Source organism: Bacillus cereus group sp. BfR-BA-01523, from assembly GCF_022662615.1.
In the GTDB taxonomy this organism is placed as follows: domain Bacteria; phylum Bacillota; class Bacilli; order Bacillales; family Bacillaceae_G; genus Bacillus_A; species Bacillus_A mycoides.
The window spans coordinates 1-12,371 of sequence record NZ_JAKUDX010000026.1 but is presented as its reverse complement, the minus strand read 5'-3'; the positions used below and the strand labels follow the sequence as shown (position 1 = coordinate 12,371).

Sequence of the window (12,371 nt, the reverse complement as noted above, 5' to 3'; positions counted from 1 at the left end):
AATTAAATGGGGGATACAGATATGAAGAATATCATCGAAAGGGGATATTCAACCATTTTATAGCAATCGAGGTGATTACATTTTATGATAAGAATTCGCTACAAGAAAAATGGTGAAGGTACAGAAGTATATTTTGAATGCAATTTCAAAAATATTATCCCTGTATTTACAACACCACCAGTCATCATTGAACTTATCAAACAATTATTTTTTTAATATATAGTAAAAAGAAAAAGCCAATCCCCTGTATAGATTGGCTTTTTGTTTTATTTAATTATTCGCCTGTCTCAGCAAATTTCTTAATACGTACGCTAAGAAAAAAAACAATAAGCTGTCCATGTGGATAGCTTATTTACATAATTATCGTTATTGGAAGTTAATTATATTTTTCTACGTACTAAATAAAAAGCTAAGGAACCAATAATAATAGGTGTAACCAAACTAGAAGAATATGGATTTTTAAGAAGAAAGAGTATAAGTATATAGATAACAGCTAGTCCTATAAATACAGGAATTCCAAATCGAAACTCCCTACATTGTTTTATGTTCCTGTATAATACTTCTCCAATTAGGCAAGGTACAAGATTTAGTATACTACCATATATGATGAGAATTATAGTGAATCCAACTATGGTAGGCAAACCCAAATCATTCTGGGAAGAATAACTAGGATCAGAAATATATGGTATTAAGAACCATATGATATTAAAAGTAAGCAGACTTGCAGCATAACTATTTATAAATTTTTCCGATTCAATTACAAATTTTTTCAACGTAATCATCCTCACAATTTCCTAATATTATCTTCATTGTATGACAGTTACCATTAAGTAAGATAGATAAAATGTGAAATAAATACCCTATACATGAGAGGTTAACATAACGCATCATTATCGGTAGCAAATAAAAAGGCGGATCCTCACTCTCACAGGGAATCCGCCTTTTTTTGTTCTATGGATCTATTCAATTTTTTATACATTCCTATCTTGGCGCGGTTTTAGAGTTCTTGTTTGTTAATGAATTAAACAAAAAGCTGTATAAAATCTTGCATACTCTTAGCGTATTTTTTTTCAGAAATGCTGGCGATACCCCTATATAGAACCATATCCCCCCACCTCAATCGAATACTTTCATAGAGTATTTACTATTATGCATAAATAGATTGAAAGTTGGTGATACACATGAAAAAGTTCTTTATTAATTTAACTTGTACAATTACAGGTACAGTTATTGCAAATCTAATTACATATATGATTATGCAACACCTATAAAAGTAGCATTCCCTCAGGTAAGAGAATGCTACTATGTAAAAGGATCGATCATTAAACTATATGACCGATCCCCGTATTTTAAAAGTTGTTCATTATATTATTTTATGAGATGGGTACTTGAGGGAAACCCTTTTATTATATCGTTCCTCTGATATTATTCTTTAATTATAGTTTGCAAATTCCCCCTCCTAGTTTAATAACATAGTGTATTTGATAACAAATAAAAAGCTCTGTCCCTAAAAAGAACAGAGCCAAAACCAATTCTATAATTACCTTATAACCTTAACTAATAATATAGAGGGGGACAAAAATGGACACCTAATTTTTCCCAATCTCTTTGAATACTGCTATAACAGTCGTTCTAGAGCATTTACCAAGTTTTGATTTTACTAACTTGGTAATTTGTGATTTGTTCATCTCGGGATTTTCCTGTATTGCTTGTATAATGGTTTGTTTCGTTTCATTATGTTGTACATGTTTATCTTTACGTTTCACTTGTTTCTTTACTTTGTCACGTTCTCTGTAACGTCTGTTGACCTCTTCAACATCCATTAGGATGGTCATACGTTCTTGTTCTTGTGGTGTCATTTCGAACGTTCTACATAGCTTACGATTGTTATAATTGTAACCTTTCTTTTGGTCTTTCTTCCAATTGTTGAAGCCAGTAAGCGCACTCGATGTGTAAGTAATCATTTCATCAAATGTGTATTTCCCTTGTATTTCTAGCAAATCATAAATACTTTTCATTTCGTTCAATGCTCTTAGATCGTTCCCATCCGTAATGCATAACGTCCAGTATCTTGCTAAAAAGCAAACGAACTCACGATACCCTTCCAGTTGTCCATTTCGTAACGATACCAGTGTTTTCAAATCCCTAATATATCTCTGATGGAAAGCCGCATTGAGACCTTGGTGCTCTTTCGAAATTGTATCTACTTCGGGTTTGATCCCTTTCCCTTCAATAACTTCAAGGAAGGTTTCTTCTTTCTTTTCATCTTCTTTTTGTTCTTTTTTCTCTTGTTTTTCCAACCATTTTAAATATTTTTCTCGGTTTTTTCTTCGTCTTTCTCTTTCTTTTTCTATCTCTTCTTTACATACTTTTTCTATGAAATCATCGAATAAATAACGATCATCCGTGTAGCTATATCCAATAATTTTCGTATGTAATTTTTCGTGAATTGTACCAGCCGCACGGAGAAAACGAACACGATCTGTTGTTGTTTGACGGTCTGCGCCGTATTTTACGAGTACACTATGAATCTTTTCTTGTACAATTACCCATTCCGTCCATCTATATTCAGGGATTGGTGAATGTTTCCACACCAGTTGTGGACCTCTCGAATAAATCACTTCCGTTGGACGTGGAATATTGTTTTCTTCCAAATCTTTTAACATTAATTTCGTTACTTCCTTAGAAGAAAGATGCTTGTACTCTTCTACTTTGTAATGGTCTACTTCACAGAAAAATAAACTTAGTTCCGTTACTCGTTCCGCTCTACGCTTGTAATCTTTCTCTTTTTTCTTTACATACACAACAGATGTACATAAATACATTTTTTCTTTATCTTTTGTATCTTTATTAACATATTTTCTTGCTCGTTCATATGTATAGAAATCCTGTTTCATCAATGGTTTTTGTTCTAAATACGCTTCAACCTTTGAAAAAACACCATGTTTTTCTGCGAATTTTTTCAGCTCTTCTCGTTCTTTTCGTTCTTGTTTTTTGGAATGCATGAAGTATGTATAGCATTCGACTGGATCAAGTGCCGAAAACATTGCTTCCATCCATAAAGGATTTTCGTCCATTTCGTCCAAATTAAATTCAAGAATGTCCACCTCGCCAACCTTACATTTTCCTTGTCGCTCTTCTGACATCATTTTGTAAGCCTGGTCTGTTACGATTTCGAAATGATCCATAATTAGATTACCTGTTACAATACGTCTTGTTTTGTAATCTTTTGCTTGTTTTAACCAATTAAAATACAATTCTATTTGTTTTTTCGTTGAACGAATTTGTTTTGGTTTTTCATGGAATACCATTTCAGCAATCGGCTTTCCAATTTCGAACAAATGACTGCGATCATTATAACTTTTTGGTTTCGCAATTTCTTCTAATACTTCTGGATTAAACACTTCTATTTTGGTAAAACGCAAGCGTTCCTCTTGGAGTTTGCTTGCCAAACTACCTACCTTACCCATACCGTTCACCTCTCTTTTCTTAACAAAGAGAGAAAAAGAAATTATGCTTTTTCATCCGTACTTTTTCTTGACTTTAACTACTTTTTATATAAAAATAAAAGTAGTTAATTGAAATGAAAAAGTTAATTTTTCTAAATAATATTTTTCTCTTAGTCCTCATTATGACGCGCCAACGTCGAGGGCTTTTTTCTTTTTCTCTACTATTACTTTTACACAAAAATCGAAATTTTACTAGATTTTTTTCATTTTTATTGTCGCTTCAACGCTATTTATGACAATGAAAAACGGAATGAATAGTTTCTTTATAAAGCACTTTGGAAAAGTATAGGAGTACGTTAGTAACGACTTACTTGTCCAAATGGTTTATAAAGAAACCTATGAAAGTAGTGTTCATTCTACAAAATAAAATGTAACCTTTGTTCTTTCATTTCTTTTTTTTGTTCGATTTTTCGATAACACCTTTCGCCAAATAATAATAATGATTCATCTCAGCAAGTGTCTCCGCAACCTTCATTTTTTGCTTGTAATACTCAAACTGCTCCAATTCTTCTACAGTAAGATTATTTAATGCTGGAAAACGAATCACATCGCCCATATCATTGCCCCTTTTTTATCCGCCTTCTTACTTCTTCCAAGAATTCTTCTTCTGTAATTTCATTGTTGAGCCGCTTTTCAACAAGTTCTTCATGTTCCCTTGTGATTTTGAATTCCTCTACTTCTAAAGAATGTTTTGCGCTTTGCATGGCTGCCGTGATTTGTTTTTTTATGACCATGAAATGTTCACTAAATCCTTATTTACTTCTTCATCATTGAGCATTAAATATTTTCTTGTTTCGCTGCTACTACGATGTCCAAGAAACTCCTGCGTTTTCACAATGTCTTTTGTCTTTTGATAGAAAAAATATGCTGAAGTCTTTCTCATCACATGAGTCGAAACATAACGTTTATCAAGCCCCACTTGATCCCCTGCCCACTTCAAAACCTTATGTACCCATTGCCTTTGAATCGGAAAAAGTAGTTGATCGTCATGCATATGCTCCGTGTAAACCTCAAGTTTGTTTCTACAAGAATCGTTTAACGCAATTACTTTATAACGACCCGTCTTTTTTGTTTTTATCCTTACGATCCCGTTTGAAATGTCGCTTTTCTTTAAAGATAGAATGTCCGAGATTCGAAGTGCCGTAGAAAGTCCCACTTCAAAAAGCAATGCATCCCGAAATCCGTTTTCCCTGGTCGCTAATACCTCCAGCATTTCTTTTACTTTTGCCATGTCTCGAATCGGCTCACAAATGTTTCTTTCTGTCATGTTAAAACGCCCCCTTTTCGTAGCTTAAAGGCTACATAAATGTTATACACGAAAAAAATAAAATGTCCTTCTTTATTTTAAAGCTTTTTCACAGGCTACATAAATTATTTTTTGTAGCCTGTGAAAATTAGATTGATATAATTTTTTTTATATTTGGATTATAACGTATACACATCAAATTTTTGGTATTCTTATAGAAGAATATAAATATAAATTTAAGGTCAGGTGAAGAGATTGGACATATTATTACAAATAATCGCAGCATTAGGTGGAGTTGTTTTTGTAGCCTTCATAACTATAATGATAGTTATAATTTTATTTAAAAAACAACTAAACCCTTTCTTTTTAAACTTATTAAGATTAAGGTATAAAGAATTTGAAATAGAGAGAAAAGTTGATAGTGACACCGATTCAAAGAACTCAGCACAAGAAGAAAAACCCGCTCAAATAGAACCAATACAGCAAGATGCAGCCAAGGAAATTAGCAGCGCAATAGATGAAGAAATTGAATCAAAAAGTGATAATTTAATAGCTAAACTACTCGAAGCCTATAGAGATAAAAATACTGTTGAAATGGAAAAAGTTCAAGAAGAAATACTCTATGAATCAAAAGATATTGATGAGAAATTAAAGCTAGAAGCATTATATAATTGTCTCCTGTATCGTTTAGGTCAAGATACTTCACAAAAATTCAAAGACCTAGAAGAAAAGACAATCGACAAAAAAGTATATTTAGAAATAATGAGTGCCATAGGAAATTGTTATAAGGACACTAAGAGCTACGAAATAGCCGCAACTTATTATCAAAAAGGATTAATAAAAGCAAAAGAATTGAAGGATGAATATCATATATGTTCTTTCACAAAACAAATTGCTGATTGTTACTTTATAACAAAGAAAAAGAGCCAAGGATACGATACACTTATGTCTGCTCTCAAAGAAGATAAAAATCCGGAAAATCAATTCAATTACTATGAAAAGTTAGCTGATTTTTATAGACAAGATAACGATATGCATTTATACACATATATGCTGAAAAAAGCGTTAGAAATTAAACCGAATCATAAAGAAACTTTATTTTCCATTGCACATTCATATTACGGAGATCTAGGATTACATGATGTCTCCGCTATATATTACGAAAGGCTACTAAAATTAGATAATACGAACTCTTCAGCTCTAAATAATATAGGTGTTACATATAATTCCTTGGGATTAAAATCAAAAGGCGCTGAAAATTATAAAAAAGCGATTGCTCTCAATAATACATTAGCATCCGCAAATTTAGCATACGTACATATGGGAGCAGGATTAGTAAAAGAAGCGGAAATGTTACTTAAGGATGCTTACACTAAAGAGAATGCACACCCAAATGTGCATGAAGCTTCATCAGCGCTAGACAAACAAAGAAAATCAGAGGAAGAACTAGAAAGTAAGGTATTAGCCGAAGGTGAAAAAGTTCAACAATTTTATCAAAATGCACTGAATAGAAAATTAGAAAAAACAGATTCGATAGCCCATATTCTCCAAGGGAAGTGGAAACTAGACGATAAATATACATACGAAATACAAGTAGTAAATAATTTCGTAGAAATTACCAAGGACAGGGAAAAGTTCTCTGGACATTTTACAAATAAATACTTCGAACTTAAGCATTATAGACAAGGATATTCCTATCCTTCAAACGAAGCTCCATTTGTTGAAGAAAAAGGAACAGTACAAGGATATCTACTAGACGATAATGCCACTATACTACTTTTACAAATAGATGCTTATAAAAATCGCACTTATTATAAATTAACAAAAGAAGATAATTAAAAACTACTTATCAAATAACCATTGAAACCCCCCTGCCTTTGCAGGGGGGTTTTTGAAAGTTAAAAGAAAAATCATTCTTTCATTGTATACTTTTTATATAATTAATAAACTAAGAATACATCTTGTATACACCCATAATATAGATTGTATACAATTTTATATTACATATTACTTTTGTATACAAAATTACTCTGTTTTCGTTTCTGATTTCGCCGCTTGTTTTGGCTTTGTACCACTTGCTTTCAGCGTTGTTTCCGCTTTTTTCGGTGTTTTTTGTTCACTTTGAATTTGTTCGATATGCCTTTGATTTAGTTCGTTAATTTCTTGCATATGCTTATTTTTCAGTTTTAGTTCCAACACTTCCAAATCACGTTTCGCATTATCTTGAAGTTTTTCGATTTCTTTTTCTTGTTCGATCGTTTTCTTCTGTAATTCTTCTTTTTCTTTCTTCAGTCGATCGTTTTCCTCTGCCGCCTTTTTATTCGCTTCCATTCGTCTTTCTAAACGTTCATTTTCATCTTTTTTCGTTTCGATCACTTCTGTATACACTTTTAATTGCTTCTTTTGTTCCCTAGTTTCTTTATCTAAAGTAGAAGCAAAATCTTTTTCTTCTTTCAATTCTTGTTTTAATTTCTTGATTTCTTCTCGGTGCTCTTTCAGTTGTTTTTCGAACTCTTCTTTTTGCTTCGCTGCTGCTTCACGTTCTTGCTGCAACTGTTGTGATTTTTCTTCAACTTCTTCTTTTAGACGCTCTGTTTTTGTATCTAGGACGCTTTTTGAACGCTCTGTAATGCTTCCAAGCAACTTATATACACGTAGCATATGATTGTTAATTTCTTCGATATCTGCCGTGAAATTCAGTTCTTCTGCACCTTTTACCGCCAATTCTTTTTGGATTGCTTGCAACATCACTGGAAGAAATTCTTTCCCTGTTAGCCCTGTTTTTTCAATCATCTCTTTAATTTGTAAAACATCTTCCGAATTTCCTCGCACTTGCAATGTATCTGTAGTTTTTGTCATCTCATATACCCCTTTTCTTTGTATACATTTATTGTTACCTTAATTATTGCATGTATACACTTATAAAACAATTGCATACACTTTGTATACAACATTTATTTTCGTTATTTCATGTATACAATAATAAAATCATTTTCCCTTTCCATTTCCGAAAATTTTTTCGATAAATCCTGAGTTTTGTTGATACACATACATTTTTTGCATCATTTTTTTGATTTCTTTCAATTCTTTCAGAATTTCTTCCTGCAAATTTCGATTTTCGACCGTTTTTTGTTCTTTCGGTCCTTTTCTTTCATTACAAAACAAAAAAGAGTCGGCACTTTGCTGACTCTTTTTTTCTTAAAACAAACTCGAAATCCAGGTTGCTACCACTGTGACGGTTGTCCCAATTCCAGTCAATGTCAATTTGGACGGAGTCCATTCCATAATGTTTTCTTCTATTTCTTTTTCCTTTTCTTTTTCTATATGTATTTTCTTCAGTGAAAATTTATACTCGTGTTCGTTCGTATGTACATAAAACTTCTTTTCTTTTCCTAATTTCATTTGAAAATTTTGTTTGAATTCTCCCATGATATTACCCCCTGAATTTATTTATACATATTCTATATTTTGCGGAATCGAAAAAACTAGGTTCGAGTTCGTTTATTTTTTTGTTTAGAGAAAAAATTTTTTAGAGGTAATAATCCAAAGAAAAAAACCCGCCAACGGCGGGTTGGAATTTGAAAAAACAAAAAAGATCTCACGATTTTTTCGTTTTTTCAAATTTACATATTTTATTTTCCGAAGAGTCGTTGTAAAAATGGTTTTTTCTCTTGTCTCTCTTCTCTATCTTTTCTCTTTTCTTCTATCAAAGTGTTTATCAAATCTTGGTTTCGGTTTTCTACAATTTGTTCTAACTGTTTCTTTTCTTGCTTTAGTTCTTGCATTTGTTTTACCATTTCCACTTGTAACATCATGCTTTTTTCGAGTTTTTCACTCAAATCTTGTATTAATTCTGTTTGTTGGTCTAGCTTTTTTTCTAAGTTTGAAACGACTTGATGCTCTTGAATCGGCACAGACATTTCTTCTCCGCTCAACCAAGAACGAATTTTTTTGTAACTCCAGTTTTGCTCTTGTATCTTCTTCTTTATTGTTACAAATGTATTTATATCTTCCTCGGTATAACGGCGATGCCCTCCCGACGTCCTCGCAATTTGTAAATTAAATTCTTCTTCATACGTACGAAGCAAATCATTTGAAAGACCTGTAATTTCTGCAACTTCTTTCATTTTATACTCTTTTACTTCTTGGTTTGATTCCATGTTTCCACCTCCAATTTTTAAAACCTAGAATCTCGAAATCTATCAAAAACATTGATATACCAACGCTTGTCCAAAAGTTAGAATGTACTTCTTCTAACTTCTATTCTACATTCAATACCCCATTTCTTTCTAGGTTTTGTTCTAAGTTTTTTTATTTTCCAAAGCAAAAAGCCGTGCCAACAGGCACGGCTCAAGGACTTTCTAACGTCCTCGCTTTTTATCTCCTTCAAATCGCTCATATTCCCCGAATTCCTTCTCGTATTCTTTTATTACTTCTTCTGGACTACAATAGTAGTTTTCTACAATTCCTAATCTAAAATGTCCAAGGCTAATGCTACAGGCAAAGAAAGCAAACTCCAATCGTGTTAAATCTCTTTCAGTTTGTCTTCCCTTAAACGTTCCGTCCGATTGTCTGCGAGGATCGTTGATCCGCTGCCTAACCTTTTGATACTTATCCCAAATTTTCGGATTGCTTTTTGAACGCTCTTTTATATATGCTTCAGCTTCTTGTACTGATTTGAACCGCTGCACGTATGCAACTGTTCTTTCCAAAGCAAATCCTTTCCGAAACGAATGCGAACTGAATTCTTTCTGTACTGTAACAATCTTTTTATTTCCGTCTTTGTCCTTGATCGTTATATTTTGTTCCCTTGATAAATGCGAACCTGCTTGTTTTACTAATTCGCTTACCGATTTTCTCGTTTCTTTTATGCTTAAAAACTTACCGTCTGTTTTCTTTGCAAGAAAAACCCGATGATTGTCTTTCTTTCCTGCGATCATATGATTTAATTCCGTACGCAATTCTTTATCCAATGGTATTTCAACAACTTCCCGAGTCAATCCGCCCTTATCTTTTCGAAATGTAATCGCCCCAGTATTCAATAATTCTCGCACTTGATCCACTTTTAATCCCAAAGTATTCGTAATCCGTCCACCGCTCACATGCTGCAATCTCGAAGACACATAAGCAATCCTACGCATATTACTATCATCATCCTTCATTCCGTGTCCCTGGTTCTTTATGTTTCGAAAAACGCTTTGCAATTCCTCACGATTCGGCGTTAAAACCTTACTTCCGGCGCTATATCGCAAAACATTTGAATCCGCCAATAATTTCTGCATTTTGTCCACGTCCTGCACAACAAATTTCGCCCGATTTTCTACGTTACTCGTGAACGCTTTCGTTGAAAGAATCGCTTCATTGAGCGCTTTTGATGATGCGATTAACGTTTTCATGTTATAGGCTTCACTTATGTTTCCTTGAAAAAACTTTTCCATCTTTGAATGAATATGCTTTTCAAAACATGGACCGATTTTTTTCATATCTGCATATCCAGTTTCTTTATTTATTTCTCTTACAAATCCAATCGCCATATCTTTGTACGTCTGCCATGTATTATAAGACCATGATTTTGGTGTAGGCATATTATCAATTTCTTCTTGGCTTAATCCTTTTGCTTCCCCGATCTTCTGATTTTCTTCCATTTTCTCTTCCTTTGCACGTGCCTTTGCAAAGTACAATCGTTCAAAAGCATCCTCGATTTTCCCAATTGTTTTGGACAATTTCATACTATCTTTCATACAATCCACCCCTTTCATATCAATGGTTTATCTATCAATAACGCCCATGAACATTAAGCGTTCATAAGCCAAAAAAGACAAAATCAAAAACTCTTTTTTTACTAAGTCCCTCGAATAAAAGGCATATTCGACGAACTAAGTAAAAGCCGGTATTTTTCTTATGTTTGTGCATCCTTGGGTGTCTGCACAAACATAAGAAAAATATCCTCACCAGTTTCCACCTGGTTAAGTCGGAATTTTTTAGCGACAAAAAAACGTCGCAAAAATACCCACTTAACCGCTGGAAGTTCAAGAGCAACTCCACATTTCTGTATTCGTTGCTGCCGCAACGAATACAGAAATATTCCGCCTAAGGCATCTCCATTTTTTCTTATGCGCCTACTGGCGCATAAGAAAAAATTTCGCCTAGAGCATCTCGTACTTTGCGTTTCTATCGGCTTGTTGCACTTGTATGTATTTTCGAGCCACGTCTCGAAAATACATACAAATACACAATCCTCCAAACGCAAAGCACTTCGACCACAACCATATAGCCGATACGAATCGTCACAGTATGTTTTGTTGTTGCACAGTTAAGAGAGTAACTGTAACTCCCATCCTTTCGGATGTTGCGCATGTTCTTGTGTTACCAAAAATAAGATACATGGATTTTTTGAGAGTTTGAGGTACCCCCACGAACACGCTGGTCCGTATACACCCTTGTGACTTTGAATCTAAAATATGAAAAACATAAATCAATATTTCAGCGTAAATTTTCTTCTAGATGATCAGACTAAAAGCGGACTATACATTTGTTGATCAGGCAAATCTTACGTCATCTTTTTTCCTCCTCGAATTTTTTTTTTGTTTGGTACTGCTAAATTTTAAAAATATGAAACTGTAATTCTTCCCAAAATCAGTAGTGTTATTGAAATAAATTTTCTTTTAAAGCTAACCAACGTAAATCTAAATTTTTCCCTTTCTATTTTTTATTTGTTTTGGTTGTGACTCTCGCAAGCGAGTTTCACGAATATAATCATCTTTGGGTAAAAAGATTTTTCTCTGATTTGCCAGTCTACACATAAAAATAAAAAACGTTGGATATCTATATTCTAGTTACCAACGTTTCTTTTTATGAGCGAGCGACAAGATTAATTTATGTTGAACTTGCAACACACCCCTATTCATTTATTTTCGTATATAAGATTTTCTTTCAAATCATTTGTTGTCATGCGTGCATGACGGGTTTTAAAAGTTAAACTAAATATACTTAAATTTTAGCATAAGGCAACAAAAATAGTTGCAACAAAATCAACTTAATCAAGCCTTCCTCACGTTCTGATTTGTTTGGGTGCTAGACTATTCAAAACAAAAAACAGGCGTCTTAAAAACGAAAATAAGAGGTCGAATTTTGAAGAAATGAGGAAAGAAAAATGAAAAGGATAGATTTTCATGAAATCGACTTCGAAAAAATGAAAATAGTAGATAAATATGAATATCATTCTGAAGATTACCATTCATACCATTTAGAATTTAAATTACTCGAGTTTCCAAAAGAAAGTTTTTTAATTTCGATAAGTGTGTGGGGAAACGAGTGGAGTTTCAATCATATTTATCAAATGCATAAAGAAACAAAATATATTCTCGATGATGAATTAAAAGAAAAGTTCATTACAGCACTAAAAATAATTCTATAAAATTTGGAATTTGATGAAATATTTTGATAGAAACACTTGTTTGTATCATTTGTTTTTGAGATAATGAAAATATCGTGAGTAATTACTATCGAATTAAATGGGGGATACAGATATGAAGAATATCATCGAAAGGGGATATTCAACCATTTTATAGCAATCGAGGTGATTACATTTTATGATAAGAATTCGCTACAAGAAA

12 protein-coding genes are annotated in these 12,371 nt (G+C 33.0%); 3 read left to right on the top strand and 9 right to left on the bottom strand.

Annotated features, from left to right (window positions below; genetic code table 11):
• Positions 1–84: 84 nt before the first annotated feature.
• On the top strand, positions 85–216 hold the full coding sequence (locus tag MR066_RS27260; RefSeq protein ID WP_277929132.1) for a hypothetical protein: 132 nt from the start codon (positions 85–87) through the stop codon (positions 214–216).
• Positions 217–380: 164 nt separating this feature from the next.
• On the opposite strand, the gene MR066_RS26855 is transcribed toward MR066_RS27260, so the two are convergent.
• The 5 genes from MR066_RS26855 to MR066_RS26835 all read right to left on the bottom strand — a co-directional run bounded on the left by MR066_RS26855 (position 381) and on the right by MR066_RS26835 (position 4,776).
• The gene (locus MR066_RS26855) at positions 381–782 is read right to left on the bottom strand and encodes a hypothetical protein (protein WP_242249043.1); all 402 of its coding nucleotides are present in this window, start codon (positions 780–782) and stop codon (positions 381–383) included.
• Between the two features lie 807 nt (positions 783–1,589).
• Entirely contained in the window at positions 1,590–3,470 is a 1,881-nt protein-coding gene (locus MR066_RS26850) for a hypothetical protein (RefSeq protein WP_242249042.1), read from the bottom strand.
• Positions 3,471–3,894: 424 nt separating this feature from the next.
• The gene (locus MR066_RS26845) at positions 3,895–4,065 is read right to left on the bottom strand and encodes a hypothetical protein (protein WP_242249041.1); all 171 of its coding nucleotides are present in this window, start codon (positions 4,063–4,065) and stop codon (positions 3,895–3,897) included.
• Between the two features lies 1 nt (position 4,066).
• Positions 4,067–4,243, bottom strand: coding sequence for a hypothetical protein (locus MR066_RS26840; protein WP_229143744.1), 177 nt, complete (start codon positions 4,241–4,243; stop codon positions 4,067–4,069).
• The gene (locus tag MR066_RS26835) at positions 4,234–4,776 is read right to left on the bottom strand and encodes a tyrosine-type recombinase/integrase (RefSeq protein WP_229143745.1); all 543 of its coding nucleotides are present in this window, start codon (positions 4,774–4,776) and stop codon (positions 4,234–4,236) included. Before MR066_RS26835 ends, MR066_RS26840 begins: the two co-directional genes overlap by 10 nt.
• Positions 4,777–5,010: 234 nt before the next feature.
• On the opposite strand from MR066_RS26835, the gene MR066_RS26830 reads away from it, so the two are divergent.
• Positions 5,011–6,594 carry a tetratricopeptide repeat protein gene (locus MR066_RS26830; RefSeq protein WP_242249040.1) on the top strand — a complete coding sequence of 528 codons (1,584 nt, stop codon included), beginning with the start codon at positions 5,011–5,013 and terminating at the stop codon, positions 6,592–6,594.
• Between the two features lie 186 nt (positions 6,595–6,780).
• Here MR066_RS26830 and MR066_RS26825 read toward each other — a convergent pair whose 3' ends face one another.
• The 4 genes from MR066_RS26825 to MR066_RS26810 form a co-directional block, all read right to left on the bottom strand.
• The gene (locus MR066_RS26825) at positions 6,781–7,614 is read right to left on the bottom strand and encodes a coiled-coil domain-containing protein (RefSeq protein WP_242249039.1); all 834 of its coding nucleotides are present in this window, start codon (positions 7,612–7,614) and stop codon (positions 6,781–6,783) included.
• 339 nt (positions 7,615–7,953) lie between these two features.
• Positions 7,954–8,184 (bottom strand): hypothetical protein, encoded by a 231-nt coding sequence (locus MR066_RS26820; protein WP_242249038.1) that lies wholly within the window; start codon positions 8,182–8,184, stop codon positions 7,954–7,956.
• A 203-nt stretch (positions 8,185–8,387) separates the two neighbouring features.
• Positions 8,388–8,915 (bottom strand): MerR family transcriptional regulator, encoded by a 528-nt coding sequence (locus MR066_RS26815; RefSeq protein WP_242249037.1) that lies wholly within the window; start codon positions 8,913–8,915, stop codon positions 8,388–8,390.
• A 201-nt stretch (positions 8,916–9,116) separates the two neighbouring features.
• Complete coding sequence (locus tag MR066_RS26810) at positions 9,117–10,496, bottom strand: site-specific integrase (protein ID WP_242249036.1); 1,380 nt, start codon at positions 10,494–10,496, stop codon at positions 9,117–9,119.
• Between the two features lie 1,412 nt (positions 10,497–11,908).
• Here MR066_RS26810 and MR066_RS26805 point away from each other — a divergent pair.
• Positions 11,909–12,172 (top strand): hypothetical protein, encoded by a 264-nt coding sequence (locus MR066_RS26805; RefSeq protein WP_242249034.1) that lies wholly within the window; start codon positions 11,909–11,911, stop codon positions 12,170–12,172.
• Positions 12,173–12,371 lie beyond the last annotated feature (199 nt).